The sequence below is a fragment of the Winogradskyella undariae genome, assembly GCF_013285155.1.
GTDB classification, from domain to species: domain Bacteria; phylum Bacteroidota; class Bacteroidia; order Flavobacteriales; family Flavobacteriaceae; genus Winogradskyella; species Winogradskyella undariae.
The window spans coordinates 1-19117 of record NZ_JABTEL010000001.1; the positions used below are offsets into that span (position 1 = coordinate 1).

General features: G+C 31.7%; 16 protein-coding genes. 12 read left to right on the forward strand and 4 right to left on the reverse strand.

Features of this window, described 5'->3' with window-relative positions:
* Window positions 1–243: 243 nt before the first annotated feature.
* The 9 genes from HSX10_RS00005 to HSX10_RS00045 all read left to right on the forward strand — a co-directional run bounded on the left by HSX10_RS00005 (window position 244) and on the right by HSX10_RS00045 (window position 9422).
* Complete coding sequence (locus tag HSX10_RS00005) at window positions 244–2028, forward strand: tetratricopeptide repeat protein (RefSeq protein WP_173586145.1); 1785 nt, start codon at window positions 244–246, stop codon at window positions 2026–2028.
* Between the two features lie 229 nt (window positions 2029–2257).
* Window positions 2258–2575, forward strand: a complete 318-nt coding sequence (locus tag HSX10_RS00010) for a DUF4286 family protein (RefSeq protein WP_173586146.1) — start codon at window positions 2258–2260, stop codon at window positions 2573–2575.
* Window positions 2576–2815: 240 nt separating this feature from the next.
* Entirely contained in the window at window positions 2816–3604 is a 789-nt protein-coding gene (rsmA, locus tag HSX10_RS00015; protein WP_173586147.1) for a 16S rRNA (adenine(1518)-N(6)/adenine(1519)-N(6))-dimethyltransferase RsmA, read from the forward strand.
* 56 nt (window positions 3605–3660) lie between these two features.
* On the forward strand, window positions 3661–5037 hold the full coding sequence (mgtE, locus tag HSX10_RS00020; RefSeq protein ID WP_367651247.1) for a magnesium transporter: 1377 nt from the start codon (window positions 3661–3663) through the stop codon (window positions 5035–5037).
* A 196-nt stretch (window positions 5038–5233) separates the two neighbouring features.
* Entirely contained in the window at window positions 5234–6175 is a 942-nt protein-coding gene (locus HSX10_RS00025; RefSeq protein WP_173586148.1) for a 2-hydroxyacid dehydrogenase, read from the forward strand.
* 91 nt (window positions 6176–6266) lie between these two features.
* Complete coding sequence (locus tag HSX10_RS00030) at window positions 6267–7976, forward strand: phytoene desaturase family protein (protein ID WP_173586149.1); 1710 nt, start codon at window positions 6267–6269, stop codon at window positions 7974–7976.
* A gap of 10 nt (window positions 7977–7986) precedes the next feature.
* Window positions 7987–8442, forward strand: a complete 456-nt coding sequence (locus tag HSX10_RS00035; protein WP_173586150.1) for a DUF1801 domain-containing protein — start codon at window positions 7987–7989, stop codon at window positions 8440–8442.
* 71 nt (window positions 8443–8513) lie between these two features.
* Window positions 8514–8900: a VOC family protein gene (locus HSX10_RS00040; protein ID WP_173586151.1), complete on the forward strand. Its 387-nt coding sequence runs from the start codon at window positions 8514–8516 to the stop codon at window positions 8898–8900.
* Window positions 8901–8975: 75 nt separating this feature from the next.
* On the forward strand, window positions 8976–9422 hold the full coding sequence (locus HSX10_RS00045) for a TM2 domain-containing protein (protein ID WP_173586152.1): 447 nt from the start codon (window positions 8976–8978) through the stop codon (window positions 9420–9422).
* Window positions 9423–9537: 115 nt separating this feature from the next.
* Here HSX10_RS00045 and HSX10_RS00050 read toward each other — a convergent pair whose 3' ends face one another.
* The 3 genes from HSX10_RS00050 to HSX10_RS00060 are packed head-to-tail and all read right to left on the reverse strand — an operon-like array spanning window position 9538 to window position 13113.
* On the reverse strand, window positions 9538–11367 hold the full coding sequence (locus HSX10_RS00050; protein ID WP_173586153.1) for a GNAT family N-acyltransferase: 1830 nt from the start codon (window positions 11365–11367) through the stop codon (window positions 9538–9540).
* A 19-nt stretch (window positions 11368–11386) separates the two neighbouring features.
* The gene (locus tag HSX10_RS00055; protein WP_173586154.1) at window positions 11387–12637 is read right to left on the reverse strand and encodes an aspartate kinase; all 1251 of its coding nucleotides are present in this window, start codon (window positions 12635–12637) and stop codon (window positions 11387–11389) included.
* Window positions 12637–13113, reverse strand: a complete 477-nt coding sequence (locus HSX10_RS00060; protein WP_173586155.1) for a GNAT family N-acetyltransferase — start codon at window positions 13111–13113, stop codon at window positions 12637–12639. Before HSX10_RS00060 ends, HSX10_RS00055 begins: the two co-directional genes overlap by 1 nt.
* Window positions 13114–13239: 126 nt before the next feature.
* Between HSX10_RS00060 and fbp the strand changes: the two genes are divergently transcribed.
* The gene (gene fbp / locus HSX10_RS00065; RefSeq protein ID WP_173586156.1) at window positions 13240–14256 is read left to right on the forward strand and encodes a class 1 fructose-bisphosphatase; all 1017 of its coding nucleotides are present in this window, start codon (window positions 13240–13242) and stop codon (window positions 14254–14256) included.
* A 78-nt stretch (window positions 14257–14334) separates the two neighbouring features.
* Here fbp and HSX10_RS00070 read toward each other — a convergent pair whose 3' ends face one another.
* Window positions 14335–14766, reverse strand: a complete 432-nt coding sequence (locus HSX10_RS00070; RefSeq protein ID WP_173586157.1) for a tellurite resistance TerB family protein — start codon at window positions 14764–14766, stop codon at window positions 14335–14337.
* A gap of 113 nt (window positions 14767–14879) precedes the next feature.
* Between HSX10_RS00070 and mfd the strand changes: the two genes are divergently transcribed.
* Window positions 14880–18209 (forward strand): transcription-repair coupling factor, encoded by a 3330-nt coding sequence (mfd, locus tag HSX10_RS00075; RefSeq protein WP_173586158.1) that lies wholly within the window; start codon window positions 14880–14882, stop codon window positions 18207–18209.
* Entirely contained in the window at window positions 18209–19072 is an 864-nt protein-coding gene (locus HSX10_RS00080; protein WP_173586159.1) for a DMT family transporter, read from the forward strand. Before mfd ends, HSX10_RS00080 begins: the two co-directional genes overlap by 1 nt.
* Window positions 19073–19117: the final 45 nt, after the last annotated feature.

Below are 19117 nucleotides of genomic sequence, written 5' to 3' on the forward strand. Positions count from 1 at the left end.
AGAGTAGTTAAGCCCGTTTGCGCCGATGGTACTACTTTACTGTGGAAGAGTAGGTCGCCGCCTTTTTAAGAACCCTTACTAGTTAGCTAGTAAGGGTTTTTTGTGTTTTAGAACTTTTGATTTCTAATAAATGTTTAGAAGTAAAGCTAAGCTTATACTAAAGTATTTATTTTATGTTTTAATAACGTTTCATTTATTATATTTGAATTGATCTAGATGATCTCAATGTCTTAAAATAGAATAATGCTAAAACGAATTTTTCTTTTACTTATAATCTGTTGCTGGTATTCTGGTTTTTCACAAACAAACGAAGACCAGGCTGAAAGTTATTATATAAAAGGAGAATTTAAAAAAGCATTAATTATCTATGAAAATCTAGTTAAAGAAAGTCCTTATCACTACCAGTACAATTTAAAGCTCATAGATATTTACCAACAGTTAGAGCAGTTTAGTGATGCTAGAGAGATTATTATAAAAATCTTATCACAGCGATACAACCCTATGACAGTTGTTGTTTTAGGTTATAATTATCAATTAGAAGGCAATCAATTAGCTGCGGATAAATATTATGGTCAAACAATTGACTTTATAGATGAAAATCCTAACTACATTAATTCAGTAGCAAAGAGATTTGAAGATTATTCTCTTTTAGATAAAGCGATAGAAGTCTATGAAAAAGGAAAAAGATTAACACCAGAAAAAAACTATAGTCTTCAATTAGCTAGAATTTATGGTGATCAAGGTGATGTAGAATTAATGTTTTCTAATTATATAGATTTCATTGCTTATTCTCCTGATCATATCAATAGTATTAAGCGTGCATTTAGCGACTTTGTATCTGAAGATAGTTCTAATGATAATAATATATATTTAAGACGTCAGTTACTAAAAAAAATACAGCAACAGCCAAAAATCTACTGGTACGAAATGTTGAGTTGGTTATACGTACAAGAAAAAGCGTATAAAAAATCTTTTATTCAAGAAAAGGCACTTTATAAACGTAGTCAAGAAAGTTTCTATCGTATTATTGAATTAGCTTCTATTGCACATGAGGACAACGACGATGAAACGGCACAGACGATTTATAAGTTTATATTAGAATCAACTCAAAATTTGGGAGCACTTTTAAATGCTCATAAATCTCTTTTAGAAATTGAGACTAATAATGCTGATGATAAAATGATATTAGAGATAGATAAAAAATATCAATCTCTATTTGAAGAATACGGAAAATCTGAAAGAACACTACCATTACAACTTGCTTATGGTAAATTCTTAGCGTTTAACTTAAAAGACACAGAATCTGCCATTAAATTTTTAAAGAAAAGTTTAAAACTTTCTATATCTAAATTTCAGCAGGCAGAAGTTAAATTACTATTAGCTGATATTTTAGTCCTTCAAGAAAAGTTTAATGAGGCTTTGATTTATTATTCTCAAATACAAGTCAACTTAAAAAATAGTCCTCTTGCACAAGAAGCACGATTTAAAGTTGCTAAAACCAGTTATTATAAAGGTGATTTTGATTGGGCAGAATCTCAACTTAATATCTTAAAATCTTCAACTTCACAGCTTATTGCAAATGATGCGTTAGATTTAAAACTTTTGATCTCTGATAACAAATATGAGGATAGTACACAAACAGCATTAAAACAATATGCTAAAGCCGATTTGTTTGCCTTTCAGAATAAAACAAAAGAAGCGATTACGCTTTTATCTCAAATTTTAAAAGAACATAAAGGGGGAAGTATAACTGACCAAACTCTTTTTCAACAAGCCAAACTTTTTGAAAAAACAAAACAATTTGATAAAGCTGAATCTAATTATTTAGAAATTATAAAAGATTATGGCGAAGGTATTTTAGCTGATGATGCTCATTACTATTTAGCAGAACTCTATAATACACAATTAGCAAATCCTGAAGAAGCCAAAGAACATTACGAGCGCATTTTATTTGATTACCAAGATAGTATTTATTTTATTGAAGCTAGACGACGTTTTAGAGCGTTACGTGGAGATCTTTTAAATTGATTTTCAGTATTAAATTATACTTTCAATTGCCAAATATAGATAATTTGTATTCGCTTATAGGTTTTGTTATTAGTCTATAACTCTTTTTTTAGTTTCTTTCCAAAACTATTTATAGTATTTTAATTTTGTAATAGAGTTTTAAGTCCGTTTTCCTATTTTCGTGTTAAGAACTATATTAAACTATCATTTTTTAATTCTTATTTTTGCGTTCAATTTAAATTTTAATAAAATGATTATATATAATGTTACTCTTAACATTGATAAAAGTATTCATGACGAATGGTTAATATGGATTAAAGACCATATTGCAGAAGTGTTGGCTACAGGTAAATTTAAAGAAGCTAAGCTTACCAAAGTTTTGGTAGAGGATGAAGAGACAGATACGTATTCTGTGCAATATAGAGCACACTCTAGAGAAGCATTAGAGGCTTATTACGATAATGATGCCGATAGTTTAAGACAAGTAGGGCTTAAGCGTTTTGGAGAAAAAGTTTTATCATTTAGAACAGAATTAGAAGTGATAGATGAATATTTTGTGAAAGCATAAATCATCATCCTGTTAAGTATTGAGATTTTAATATGATATATCGGTGATTTAATACCAATGTTATTTTCTATTTCTTAGCCAGCCTAAAGGTTTTACTGCCTTACAATTTTATAATCAGATTTTAATTGTGTCCAATGTTTCAAGATTCTTTGTTTCCTGAAATAAACTTAGAACTTTTCGCCTCTCAATTAACCATCGCTTATCTTTGCATCACAACTCATTAAAAACAGCCTTGTATTCGTGGAAAATCAACATCAAGTAAAAGCAAAAAAACATTTAGGACAGCATTTCCTAACAGACGAATCTATAGCGCAAGACATAGCAGATAGTTTATCTCTTGAAGGATATAGTGATGTTTTAGAAATTGGTCCGGGAATGGGTGTGCTTACTAAATATCTTCTAAAAAAAGATACCACGACGCATGTTATTGAAATCGATACAGAGTCTGTTGCTTATTTAAAAAATAATTACCTTCATTTAGCAGATAGAGTTATTGAAAAAGATTTTTTAAGGTACGATTTAAACCTTGTTTTTAACGGTAAGCCTTATGCTATTATTGGTAATTTCCCTTATAATATTTCATCTCAAATATTATTTAAAACTTTAGAAATGAGGGATCAAATTCCTGAGTTTTCAGGGATGTTTCAAAAAGAAGTTGCTCTTAGAATCTGTTCTAAAGAAGGTTCTAAGGTTTATGGTATTTTATCTGTATTAACACAAGCTTTTTATGATGCCGAATATCTATTTACGGTACCTCCAACTGTTTTTAATCCTCCACCAAGAGTAGATTCGGGTGTTTTACGTCTTAAGCGAAAAGAAAATTTTACGTTGCCATGCGATGAGAAATTGTTTTTTAGAGTTGTAAAAACAGGATTTCAACAACGTAGAAAAACATTGCGTAACAGTTTAAAAACATTTGATCTGTCAGATGATTTAAAAGCAAATACTATATTTGGCCAGCGACCAGAACAATTAAGCGTTTCACAATTTATTGAGTTAACATCGCTAATTGAAAATGATAAAGATTAACTTTTACATTTAATCATTAAGTCCTATAATAACAACTCTAAATAGCAAACTTAAGAGTGGAAGATAATAGTCAAGATAACATCCAATTTCAGCTTACCGATAAACTTGTAGAAAAGGTAGAGATCCTTGTCGAAAAACAAAACGACAAAGAAATTAAATCACTTTTAAATGAGTATCACCACGCGGATATTGCCGAAATTCTTGATGAGTTAAATCTAGATGAAGCTGTATATGTTATAAAGCTTTTGGGTTCTGAAATAACTTCAGAAATCCTAATGGAGCTTGATGAAGATATTAGAGAAAAGGTCCTTAAAAATCTTTCTAATAAAGAGATTGCTGAAGAGATTGAAGAGTTAGATACGGATGATGCTGCAGATATTATAGCAGAACTTCCCGAAGACAGGCAAGCCGAAGTTATTTCGCAAATTGAAGATACTGAGCATAGAGAAGAAATTCAAGAACTTTTAGCTTACGATGAAGATACAGCAGGTGGACTCATGGCAAAAGAGCTCGTTAAAGTTTACGAAACGTGGACTGTTGCAGGCTGTTTACGTCGCATTAGAGGTCAGGCTAGAGATGTAACAAGAGTACATTCTGTTTATGTAGTAGATAGACAAGGCAAACTTATTGGTCGGTTATCTTTAAAAGATTTAATTGTTTCTAAAAGTGATCAAAAAATCGCAGATATTGTTAAAGACAATGTGGCTTGGGTTCATGTCCATGATGATGTAGAAGACGTTGCAAAAATAATGGCTAAATACGATTTAGAAGCTGTTCCTGTAGTTAACGATCACAACATTCTTGTTGGTCGCATTACGGTCGATGATATTATAGATGTCATTAGAGAAGAAGCCGACAAAGATTACCAATTAGCAGCAGGTATTTCTCAAGACGTAGAAGCCGATGATAGTATTCTAAAACTCACAAAAGCACGTTTACCTTGGTTGTTTATTGGTATGTTTGGAGGGCTTGGTGCAGCTAGTATTATAGAGCAGTTTAATGATAATATGGGCAATTTTGTAGTCCTATTAAGTTTTGTTCCGCTTATCCAGGCAACTGCCGGAAATGTAGGCGTACAATCCTCAGCTATCGTAGTTCAGGGTATTGCTAATGGCACTATTGATGGTAAAATTTTAAAACGATTATTCAAAGAGTTTTTACTAGGCGTAGTTAATGGTATTGCTATTTCTTTAGTTGCTATTTTAATCACTCATTTTATTTTCGGAACCCCATATATTGTATCCATAACCATTAGTATTGCTTTAATTGCTGTGATTATTATGGCCGCTCTTATCGGGACTTTTATTCCTATTTTCTTAGACAAACGTGGTATTGATCCAGCCGTTGCTACAGGTCCTTTTATAACCACTAGCAACGATGTTTTCGGGATTTTAATTTATTTCCTTATTGCTAAATTAATTTTAGGTATTTAATATTTGGGCGTTACCACAAAGGTCAGGCTTTCACTACTCGCTTTTTGCAGAAAAAGCAAAAGAGCTCAAACAAGCCGTTCAATCCTTAACGCAAATCCTCGTTTTCATTCAAAATAGAACACAAGCCTAGCACAAATCTTTGTAACTTTACTTCATAAAATTTCTAAATAAGACACCTGCTTTAGAAGGTATTGCTATGAAAATATTACACTTAGACGCCAATCATCCATTATTACTAAATCAACTTAATGATTTAGGATTTACCAATCACGAAGACTTTACCTCTTCAAAATCAGAAATTGAAGCTAAAATTGCCGATTACGATGGTCTAATCATCCGAAGTCGCTTTAGTATAGATAAAGCATTTTTAGATGCCGCAACACAACTCAAATTTATAGGTCGTGTAGGCGCAGGATTAGAAAACATAGATTGCACATACGCCCAAGAAAAAGGAGTGCATCTTATTTCTGCACCAGAAGGTAACCGAAATGCCGTTGGTGAGCATGCTTTAGGAATGTTACTTTCACTTTTTAATAAACTAAATAAAGCCGATAAAGAAGTTAGAGAAGGTAAATGGTTACGTGAGGAAAACCGAGGATTAGAGTTAGATGGTAAAACAGTTGGACTTATTGGTTACGGAAATATGGGGAATGCTTTTGCTAAAAAACTACGTGGTTTTGATGTCGATGTTTTATGTTACGATATTAAACCCGACGTAGGTAATGCAAACGCCACACAAGTTACACTTGAAGAATTAAAAACAAAAGCCGATGTGTTAAGCTTGCATATACCACAAACCGATTTAACACTCAATATGGTAAATTCGGACTTTATAAACGGATTTAAAAAACCATTTTGGCTTATTAATACGGCACGTGGAAAAAGTGTAGTTACCAAAGATTTAGTAGAAGCATTAGAATCTGGTAAAATTTTAGGAGCAGGATTAGATGTTTTAGAATACGAAAAATCATCATTCGAAAATTTATTTTCTTCCGATGCAATGCCTAAAGCTTTTCAATATCTTATAAATTCTGAAAAAGTTCTATTATCACCACATGTCGCTGGTTGGACTATTGAAAGTAACATAAAACTCTCACAAACCATTGTGGATAAAATTATCGCTTTTTCAAAAAAGTAATACGTTTTGTTTAAATTCAACATATTTCAATCTTAATAGACTAAAATCAGAGTCGTGCTTTTTTTAAGAAAAATAAAAGTACCTTGTAAGTATGTCAACTACTAAAAATAACACTCCGCAAATCACTTATGATACCATTATTATTGGTTCTGGAGTTGGTGGTTTATCCGCCGCAATATGTCTTGCTAGAGCAGGTCAAAAAGTATTAGTCTTAGAGCAACATGATGTTCCTGGAGGCTGGTGTCATAGTTTTTATCTTAACGGTTATAGATTTACGCCAGGTGTGCATTATGTTGGTTTACTAGACAAAGGTCAATCTACAAGCGAACTTTACGAAGGTTTAGGTATTGCAAATGATATTGCTTTCTATAAAATGAATCCTAAAGCTTATGAACATTGCCACATTGGAAAAGAACGCTTTGATTACCCTTCAAATTTCGAGGATTTAAAAGCGGCCTTAATAGAACTTTTTCCACATGAAAAAAAAGGAATTATTAAGTATCTAACCTTAGTTAAAAATGTTGGTAGGCAGTTGCAGCTTATTCCAAAAATAAAGGGTTTATGGCAACAAATTACAATTCCCTTTCGTACTAAACATATGGGAAAATATGCACCCTTTAGTTTAAAACGCGTTGTTAATTGGCATGTAAAAGATCCATTATTACAAAGTATTTTAAATGTGCAATTTGGTGATCATGGTTTGCCGCCATCTAAAGCAAGTTTTGTTATGCATGCTGCTATTATGGATCATTATTCTGCTGGGGGCTATTATCCAATGGGTGGAGGTGGATCTTTAGTTAAAGCCATGACTAATAAAATAAAAAAGTATCATGGAGTAGTACAAACTAGTACTTCTGTAAAACAAATTTTATTAGAAGGAAGTCATACAAAAAAAGCTATTGGTGTAGAATTAGAATCTGGAGAGCAACTTTTTGCCAAACGCATTATCTCTAATGCTGATCCTGGTATTACATATTCTAAACTTATTGGAGAAACGCATTTAAGTAAAAAATTGCTTAAAAAATTAAATGGAACAAAATATTCATGTACGTCTATCATGTTGTTTTTAACAGTAGATATGGATGTGAAAAATGCAGGTTTAGATTCCGGAAATATCTGGTTATTGTCTGACCAAGATTTAGATAAAGTATATAATGATTCACAAAAAATAGACCTTTTAGAAGACGAAGAATTTCCGGGTATGTTTATTAGTTGTACCACATTAAAAGATCCTGTAAGTTTTGATGGAAAATATCACACAATAGAAGCAATTACATATATAAATTACGATGCTTTTGCAGCTTTTAAAGACGAAACGGAGAAGCGTTCACCTGCCTATTTAGAATTTAAAGAAGCTATAATTCAGAAGTTTTTAAAAAGTATAGAAAAGGTCGTTCCTGGTATTACTTCAAATATTGTACATCAAGAATTAGGGACACCAATAACTAATGAATACTATATTAATGCTACAAAAGGAAACGTTTACGGTACAGAAAAAAGCTTAAAGCATATTGGTCCTTTTGCTTATAAAATGAAAACCGAAATAGAAAATCTCTATATGTGTGGTTCTAGTACATTATCTCATGGTGTTGCTGGAGCTGGATATTCGGGTGTTCAAACTGCAGCCGTTATTTTAGGATGCAAACAAGACGATTTAATACAGGCTGATTCCTCACAAAATCTACGTGTTTATGATGCAGAAGATAATAGTAATTACCCCAATTGGATGTTAAAAAAAATTGTGCTTAAAAAATCTAAATTAGCTTCTAAAGATGTTTTTACTAATTTAGAAAACTCATAAACGTATCTCTATGCAATATAAGGCCACAAGTGCTGAAGATTATATTAAACAAGCTCCAGAAGATTGTCAGCAAATATTACAAAAATTAAGAGATGTTATTAGACTTAACTTACCTAAAGGTTTTGAAGAAGGCATTCAATATGGAATGATTGGTTATTATGTGCCACATTCTGTATATCCTGATGGTTACCATTGTGATCCTAAAATACCTTTACCTTTTATGAGTTTTGCTTCTCAAAAGAACTCAATAAATCTATACCATAGCGGTATATATGCCCAACAAGAATTACATGATTGGTTTATTAACGAATATCCTAAGCATTGCAAACGTAAATTAGATATGGGAAAAAGCTGTATTAGATTTAAAAAAATGGATGAAATTCCTTTTGAATTAATAGGAGAACTCGTTACGAAGTTAACTTATGAAGAGTGGATTAAAATTTATGAGCAAACAATAAAAAAGTAATAATAAAACGCTCTTACGGTTACTTTACATTATCGAAATTTTATTATAAGAGTGTGAAAATTTAAGACAAAATGAAAAAACGAGTTACAGGTATTGGTGGATTATTTTTTAAAACAAAAGATCCAAAAGCCTCTAAAGATTGGTATAATAAACATCTTGGTTTTAATACAGATGATTATGGTTCTACGTTTTGGTGGAAAGACAAAGAAGGTAAAGAATGTTCAACACAATGGAGTCCTTTCCCTGATGAGACCAAGTATTTTGAGCCTTCCCCAAAAGAATTTATGTTTAACTACCGTGTTGAAGATTTAGAGACGCTTTTAAAAGTCTTAAAAGACGAAGGTGTAACAATTGTAGGTGATATGGAGACTTATGATTATGGTAAGTTTGCTTGGATTCTAGATAATGAAAATAATAAAATTGAATTATGGGAACCTATTGATTCTGCATTTAAGTAATTATCTGCGTTTTTTCACTAAATTTGACGCTATCAAAAATCTGTAATAATACTAACCATTAAATTAAATAAACAAATGTCAGACGATAATAAAAATTTAGGTAATGATCTTAACGATATGTTAGATGATGCTAAAGACAATGCAAAAAAAGCAGGTGAAACAATAAGTAAAAAAGTTAATGAAATTACAGACGAAGCTAAAGAGTCTGCAAAGGAGTTTTCTGATGATGCTAAAGAAACATTTAGTAATGCACCCGGAGACAATAAGAAAATGTTAGCAGGTATATTAGCTATTTTACTTGGTGCTTTTGGAGTTCATAAATTTATTTTAGGTTACAATAAAGAAGGTGGAATCTTATTAGGTATTACACTATTAGGTATTGTTTTATCTTGTGTAGGCGTTGGTATTCTTGTTGTTTGGCTTGTGGGTCTAGTTGGTTTAATTGAAGGGATTATTTACCTCACAAAATCAGATGAAGACTTCTATAATACATACCAAGTAGGAAAAAAATCTTGGTTTTAAGCGATCTTAAAAATATTTATAAAAAAACCAGAACGTGAGTTCTGGTTTTTTTATGAAGTATTATTAAAATCAAAAACAAGTAACCTTGTTAAGTGTTTGTGATAAATAGACTTGCTTATTTATCTTGATTGTCCATAAACTTACGCTCTAACTCAGCCTGAAACTCTTCCATTACAGGTCTTACAGTACTATCTGGCAAGTCGGCAATTTTTATATACATCAAACCATCAACCGCATTATTAAATAACGGATCTACATTAAATGCTACAAGTTTTGCGTTTTGTTTAATATATTTTTTAAGCAATACAGGTAAACGTAAAGCACCTGGTTCTACTTCATCTATAATTTTATCGAATTTATTTAAATCGGCTTCTGTTTCGTCAAAAACAAATTCTTTATCAGCATCTTTTAGTTTTACCTTAAATTCTTTTTTAGGATGTACGTATTGTGCCACATAAGGATCGTAGTAATGAGATTTCATAAACTCAATCATCAAACTCTTAGAGAAATTAGAAAATTGGTTGCTGATACTTACACCTCCAATTAAGTATTTGTGCTCAGGGAAACGCAATGTAATGTGTACAATTCCTTTCCAAAGTAAAAATAAAGGCATTGGTTTTTGTTGGTATTCTTTAATGATAAAAGCACGCCCCATTTCAATAGATTGGCTCATCATTTTATGTAATTCTGGTTCAAAACGAAATAAATCTTGAAGATAAAATCCGTCAATACCAAAACGCTTATAAATTTTAGAACCTAAGCCCATTCGGTAAGCTCCGGCAATTACGTTTTGCACATTATCCCATAAAAACATATGGTGATAATAAGTGTCAAATTTATCTAAATCAATCGCTTCGTTAGTTCCCTCTCCAACTTCTCTAAAAGTAATTTCACGCAAACGGCCTATTTCTCTTAGTATATTAGGAATGTCTTTTGGAGATGCTAAAAATACCTCGTAGTTTTTACTTTCTAAAAGTCTACAATCTCCAAGTCTAAGCTTATCTACCTCGGCAATCATTAATTTTGGTGCAATAGGAGTAACAATACGCTTAGGTAACTTAGCCACTTTTAACTGAGATTGAATATTGTTTAAAAGTTTAGGTTTATCTTCAAAAGTTTTAGACAACATATAGGTTTTTCGTCTTAAAAATTCTGAGAATTCAGGAAGCGTTGGATGTTCTTTTTGATCTTTTAAAGAGATAGGTTTACCTATTCTAACTTTAATTATACGTCTTTTTTGCGTTAACACTTCTGATGGTAATTTTGCAGTTCTTAGTGTGTCACTTATTTTAGAAAGTCGGTAAAATAATCTACTATTTTTAGCATGAAAATAAATAGGAACTACAGGAACTTCTGCTTTCTGAATTAATTTCATTGCAGAGGCTTCCCATTCTTTATCCACAACTAATTTTCCATCTTTATATGTGGATACTTGCCCAGCAGGAAAAATACCTAATGGGTGCCCCGCTCTTAAATGTAAAATTGCATTTTTAAAACCTGAAATACTGCTTGCTGCATCTTTACGACCCTCAAAAGGATTAACAGGCATGATGTATGGTTTTAATGGCTCAATGCGGTGCAGTAAAAAATTAGCAATGATCTTAAAATCACTACGTTGCTCTATCATTAATTTTAACAGTAAAATACCATCAATACCACCAAGAGGATGATTAGAAATTGTGACATAAGGTCCTTCTTTTGGAAGCCTTTTCATGTCTTCTTCTGGGATTTCAAACTTAATTTGAAATTCGTCTAATATAGCATCTAAAAAAGCACCATCACTAAGATGCTTATTTCGCAAGTAGAATTTATTTATTGTTGATATTTTTAGGACTTTCATTAATACCCAACCCAAAAAGGTTCCTAAGAACCCATATTTATCAACATGAATTGCCTTTGCAACTTCCTTTGCGGTGACTAATCCTTTATCTGATGATTTCCCCATAAACAAATGTAACAACTAATTATTTAGTAACTATTTGTACTGTTACTTGTGCTAGCTGCTTTAATAACACGATTTTATCTTTTTCAAGCTCTTTTACAACATCTTCATTATAATGTCTAATGGTGTATAAACTGACATTATTATGGCATGTTACTTTAAATTTAGCTTTTAAATGTTGAAGTAATTTTTCTAAATTATCATATAAATTATCGATACAAACAGAGAAGCTAATTGCCGAATTCTGAATCATATCTACCTTCATTTTGTATAAATGTAATAAACTAAAAATTTCACTAATATTATCTTCCATAATGTACGAAAAATCTAATGATGAAAGTGAAATTAAAGTCTGGTTTTTCTTTACAATAAAGCATGGGATTTTAGGTTCTAATGCTTTTCCTTTACTAACACAAGTTCCTGCTCCTTCTGGGTTTAAAAACGATTTTACAAACAAAGGAATCTCCTTTTGCTGTAAGGGCTGAAGCGTTTTTGGGTGAATTACAGAAGCACCATAAAAAGCCAATTCAATAGCTTCTCTGTATGATATATGATGTAGTAATTGTGCGTTTTCAAAATGACGAGGATCTGCATTTAAAACTCCAGGAACATCTTTCCAGATGGTTACACTATTAGCGTTTAGGCAATAAGCAAAAATTGCAGCCGTATAATCACTACCTTCTCTACCTAATGTTGTGGTAAAGTTATTGGCATCACTGCCTAAAAATCCTTGTGTAATATTTAAAACTTTTGGATCTAAATTAGAAGAAATATTTTGTTGTGTAGCTTCCCAGTTTACGTTAGAATGTCTGTAATAGTTATCTGTTTTTACAAATTCTCTAACATCTAACCAATTGTTTTTTAAGCCTATTTCATTAAGGTAATGACTAATAATAGTGGTTGAAATTAATTCTCCATAGCCAATAACCTGATCGTAAACATAGTTGTAATCTGGTGATTTATTACTTTTAAAAAAAGCATTTAATTCTTCAAAAAGTGTTTTGACATCTACGAATACTTGATGACGATTATTTTCAAATAAATCAATTAAAATATCGTTATGGCATTTTATAACGTCATAGATGGCACTTTGCAATTCATTTTTGTGCTCAAAATAATTTTTGATAACCAATTCCATATGGTTTGTTGTTTTTCCCATTGCAGAAACAACAACCAAAGTATTCTCATACCCTGTAGTTTTTAAAACTTTTGCTAAGTTTTTTACACCATCAGCATCTTTTACAGATGCGCCACCAAACTTATAAATTTGCATTATAATTGATTTAAATAATTTTCAATTCCTTTTTCATTTAAATGTGCTACATTCCAATCTCTCATAACGTTTGCACCTTTACTTTCGTAGAATTTTATAGCAGGTTCGTTCCAATCTAAAACTTCCCAACTTACACGTTTTACACCAAGTTGTTTAGCATGTTTAACAACGGCGTCTAAAAGTAGAGTTCCAAGTCCTTTGCCTCTAGAATTTTCACTAACAATAAGATCTTCTAAATGTAAAATTGGGCCTTTCCAAGTAGAATATCTCGGGTAAACTAAGGCAATACCTTCAATTTTATTTTCAAGCTCACTAACAAAACAGGTAAACTTTGGGTTGGTACCAAAGCCATCTTTTTCTAAATCGGATTGTGTGATTTCTACAGCATCTGTTTCTTTTTCAAAAGTTGCTAATTCTTGAATAAGCTCTATCACTCTTGGCATATCTTGTATGACCGCTAATCTTGGTTGTTTCATTATTACGAATAAAAAACATCAAAGGTAATCTAAACTCGCTTCATAAAACAATTTTTAGAAAGCGAAAACGTTGTAGTTCTTTAAAAAAATACGATATTTGTGAGCATATAATCAATAACATATTTCATGTCTAAACCAAATCAAACCCTAGGGGAATTTATAATAGAAAATCAAACGTCTTTTAAATATACCTCTGGTGAACTTTCTCGTCTTTTAAATTCTATTCGTTTAGCAGCTAAGGTTGTTAACCATGAAGTAAATAAAGCGGGGTTGGTAGATATTATTGGTACAGCTGGTGATGTTAATATTCAAGGTGAAGATCAGCAGAAATTAGATGTGTATGCTAATGATAAATTTATTCAAACTTTAACCAAACGAAATATTGTTTGTGGAATAGCGAGTGAAGAAGAAGATAACTTTATTGCCATTAATAGTCAAGATGAAAATAATCAGAACAAATATGTTGTTTTAATTGATCCGTTAGATGGATCTTCTAATATCGATGTTAATGTTTCTGTAGGAACTATTTTTTCAATTTACAGACGTATTACTCCCATAGGAACACCTGTTAAAATTGAAGATTTTTTACAAAAAGGAAGTGCACAAGTTGCAGCTGGTTATGTGGTATATGGAACTTCTACGATGTTAGTTTATACAACAGGACATGGTGTTAATGGTTTTACGCTTAACCCAGCAATAGGATCTTATTATTTGTCTCACCCTGATATGAAATTTCCAGAAGATGGAAATATCTATTCTGTAAATGAAGGTAATTATTCACATTTCCCTATTGGTATCAAAAAATATATAAAATATTGCCAGGAAGAAGAAGGAGATCGTCCTTATACAAGTCGTTATATAGGTTCTTTGGTTTCTGATTTTCATAGAAACATGATTAAAGGAGGGATTTATATGTATCCTCAAAGTTCTAAAAACCCTAATGGAAAACTACGTTTGTTATATGAATGTAATCCTATGGCATTTTTAGCTGAGCAAGCTAATGGAAAAGCGAGTGACGGATATACCCGTATTATGGATTTAGATCCAAAAGAATTACACGAGCGTGCACCTTTTATTTGTGGTAGTAAAAATATGGTAGAAAAAGTAGAAGAATTTATGCGTAACGCAGAAAAAGAGTTTTAAACTAAGTCATAAACAACAACAAAAAAGCAACCTAATTATTTAGGTTGCTTTTTACTTTTACAGAACTTAAGTCAACGACTATTTGTTCATGTTTTTCATTTCTGTAATAAAAGTATCAGCATCTACTTTATCATGCGCTAGAGCTAAAGCTTTATCAGCAATATATCTTACATTTTGAGCATGAAACCCTAAGCCAACACATAATTTTTCTAATAACCAATGTTGATTAGGTCCTTCGATATCATCAATCCAAACCATACGTGCTAAATCGTATAAACGCTCTAAACGTAGATCGTATGAAGATGGAGGATTAATAGGATGACTTTTATAATCTTTTAGTATTTCTTCGTAATCTTCTGCAGAAATATCTAAGCGTGTTGCTAGACGATCTAGGAAAGCTTTTTCTTTATCAGTAATAATCCCATCACTTTGTGCAACCCTTACAATGGCTGCAAAATGGTCTTCGTTGCGCTTTTTAAATCCGCTATCGAATAAATCTGAAAATGACATATTTTAATGTTTAAATATTAGTAATTTGAGGACAAATATAATTCTATTCACATAATTATCAGTATTGGGCATTTCAAATATTTTATATTTGCAGGACTATCAAACAAAGAAACTTGAGTAAAGTGACTATTACCCAAACACTCGCACAGACTTTGCAACTGCAAAATCTACAAACTACTATTGCCCAAAGCGAAGCAAAAACACATTTAAAAGGTCTAGTAGGATCTTCTTTTTCAATTACGGTTGCGGAAGCTTTTAAAACAGCAGAAAAACCGTTTTTACTTGTTTTTAATGATAAAGAAGAAGCGGCATACTACCTTAATGATTTAGAGCAACTTATTAGTGCTAAAGATGTTCTTTTTTATCCGGGTAGTTATCGTAGACCTTATCAAATTGAAGAAACAAATAATGCTAATGTTCTGTTACGTGCCGAGGTTTTAAACCGTATTAATTCGCGTAAAAAACCGTGTATTATAGTTACGTATCCAGATGCACTTTTTGAAAAAGTAGTGACTAAAAAGGAACTTGAAAAGAATACGTTAAAGATCGCTGTTGGTAATGACCTTAGTATTGATTTTGTAAACGAAGTTTTATTTGAATACAAGTTTAAACGTGTCGATTTTGTTACAGAACCAGGTGATTTTTCTGTCAGAGGTGGAATTGTAGATGTGTTTTCATTTTCTAATGATGAGCCTTATCGTATAGAGTTTTTTGGAGATGAAGTAGATAGTATAAGAACCTTTGATGTAGAAACACAACTTTCTACAGAGCGTATTAAAAAGGTGAGTATTATACCTAATGTGGCTAATAAACTTATAGCCGAACAGCGTGAAAGTTTTTTAAAATACGTTGCCAATAACACGGTTATATTTATTAAAAATGCCGCTTTTATATTTTCTAAAATTGATGATTTTTATGGAAAGGCAGAAGAGGCTTTTAAAAATCTGTCGAGTGATATAAAACATGCTTCACCTGAACAGTTATTCTGTACTTCGGGATTATTAAAGCGTCAATTTTTAGAGTATTCTTTGGTTGAATTTGGAACAGAAGCACTATTCGCAAAGCAACTTATTGCATTCTATACCACGCCACAACCTACGTTTAATAAGCAATTCAATTTATTAATAGAAAATTTAAATGAAAACCACGCTAACGGTATTACCAATTATATTTCTTGTGTAAGCGAGCAGCAAGCCAAACGGTTTCATGATATTTTTGATGATGCAGAGCAAGAAGTTCATTATCAGACTATAGTCCTTTCATTGTATCAAGGTTTTGTAGATACAGAGCATCAAATTGCGGTTTATACTGATCATCAAATTTTTGATCGTTATCATAAATTCCATCTTAAAAATGGATATGCTAAAAAGCAAGCTATAACTTTAAAGGAACTTACAAATCTAGAAATTGGTGATTATGTAACTCATATTGATCACGGTATTGGGAAATTTGGAGGACTTCAAAAAATAGATGTAGAAGGCAAAAAGCAAGAAGCTATAAAGTTAGTCTATGGGGAGCGAGATATTTTGTATCTCAGTATTCATTCCTTACATAAAATTACCAAGTTTAATGGTAAAGATGGAAAACCACCGACAGTTTACAAATTAGGAAGTAAAGCTTGGACAACTTTAAAACAAAAAACAAAGTCTAGAGTAAAAGAAATTGCTTTCAATCTTATAAAATTATATGCGAAAAGAAAACTTAAAAAAGGTTTTCAGTACGCACCAGATAGTCATATGCAATTAGAGCTTGAAGCCTCTTTTGTTTATGAAGATACGCCAGATCAAATGTCTTCTACTGCAGCTATAAAAGAAGATATGGAAAGCGAGCGTCCAATGGATCGTTTAATTTGTGGTGATGTTGGTTTCGGAAAAACAGAGGTTGCAATTAGAGCAGCATTTAAAGCTGTAGATAATGGAAAGCAAGTTGCCGTTTTGGTACCAACAACAATATTAGCGTATCAGCATGCGCGAACATTTAAGGAGCGTTTAAAAGATTTTCCGGTAACGGTAGATTATGTTAATCGTTTTAGAACTGCTAAAGAAAAACGAGAAACATTAGAGGGCTTAGAAAATGGAAATATCGATATTATTATAGGGACACACCAATTGGCTAGTAAAAACGTAAAATTTAAAGATTTAGGTTTACTAATTGTAGATGAAGAGCAAAAATTTGGTGTTGCCGTAAAAGAAAAATTAAAAACGATTAAGGAAAATGTAGATGTATTAACATTGACAGCAACTCCAATACCTAGAACACTTCAGTTTAGTTTAATGGCAGCAAGAGATTTATCGGTTATTAATACCGCACCGCCAAATAGATACCCAATTGAAAGTCATGTTGTCCGTTTTGGAGAAGAAACCATTAGAGATGCTGTGAGTTATGAAATTGAGCGTGGCGGACAAGTGTTCTTTATTCATAATCGTATTGAAAATATCAAGGAAGTTGCAGGGATGATTCAACGTTTGGTACCTGATGCTAAAATAGGGATTGGTCACGGACAGCTTGATGGAAAAAAACTAGAAGGTCTTATGTTGGCTTTTATGAATGGTGAATTTGATGTTTTAGTCAGTACTACTATTATTGAAAGTGGTTTAGATGTACCAAATGCCAATACTATTTTTATAAATAACGCCAATAATTTTGGGTTGAGTGATTTGCACCAAATGCGTGGACGTGTAGGTCGAAGTAATAAAAAAGCATTCTGTTATTTTATTACACCAGAACATTCTGCAATGACATCAGATGCTAGAAAACGTATCTCGGCTTTAGAGCAATTTACAGAATTAGGTAGCGGATTTAATATTGCTATGAAAGATTTAGAAATTCGTGGCGCAGGAGATTTATTAGGAGGAGAGCAAAGTGGATTTATTACCGATATCGGTTTTGATACTTACCAGAAAATTTTAAATGAAGCGATAGAAGAATTAAAAGAAACAGAATTTTCAGATTTATATAAAGATGATGGTAAGCCTAAAAATTACGTTAAGGATATGACCATTGATACGGATTTTGAATTATTGTTTCCAGATGATTATATAAATAATATTACCGAGCGTCTTAATCTTTATACCAAGTTAAACGCTATTAAAACCGAAGAAGAACTTGCTAAGTTTGAAGCTGATATTATTGACCGTTTTGGAGAGTTACCTACACAAGTTGCCGACTTGTTAGATAGTGTTCGTTTAAAGTGGATTGCTACTAAAATGGGGATTGAAAAGCTTATTATGAAGCAGGGTAAGATGATTGGTTACTTTATAAACGATCAGCAAAGTAGTTTTTATCAAAGCGCAGATTTTTTAAGAGTGATGCAATTTGTTCAAACTAATGCGAGAAAATGTACCATAAAAGAAAAACAAACCCGAAAAGGATTACGTCTGCTTATTACATTTGATAAAATTAAAAATACCAAGCAGGCTCTCCTGGCTTTAAAGGATATATAATGAATGAAAAAAATCATTTAAATAACCTATTGTTGCTAACTCTGGCAACATTATTTATGAGTACTTCTGGTCCTTTGGGTAGATTTATAGATATGCCTACTCCAGTAATTATTTGGTGGCGTTGTATTTTATCTGTATTTATTTTACTAGCATTTTGTTTATACAAAGGCATTAATCTAAAAATAAAAAATCATAAAGACCGTAGAACTTTTATTGTTGCAGCCTTATTTATGGGAGGACATTGGATTTTTTACTTCTATGCTTTAAAACTCTCTAATGTTGCTATAGGCATGCTTTCTCTATTTACATTTCCTGTTTTAATAGCACTTTTAGAGCCTTTTTTTACTAAGGTTAAATTAGATTCAATGCATATTGTTTTAGGTCTTATGGTGCTTTTAGGTATTTATATTTTGGCTCCAGAATTCGATTTAGAAAGTAGCCATTTGCAAGGTGTTCTCTCGGGCTTATTGTCCGCTTTATTTTATGCGCTTAGAATTTTAATGTTAAAAAATCATGTAAAGACTTATAACAGTATAATGCTTATGTTTTATCAAGTACTTATACTTTCCTTTGTATTAGCGCCTACTCTATATTTTATGGGGACCTCTACAATTACAACGCAATATCCATATGTTTTACTATTAGCATTTGTAACGACTGCCTTAGGACATACAATGTTTGTAAATAGTTTAAATCATTTTAAAGCAAGTACAGCAAGTATTATAGGAAGTACACAACCTGTTTTCGGAATTATAATAGCGTATTTCTTTTTAAACGAAACACCAACAATCCATACATTTATAGGGGGGAGTTTAATATTAGCAACCGTTATTATTGAAAGTGTGAGGTCTAAAAAGGGATAAAAACAGAATTATAATGGTACAATTATTGAAGTTGTTAAACCGTTA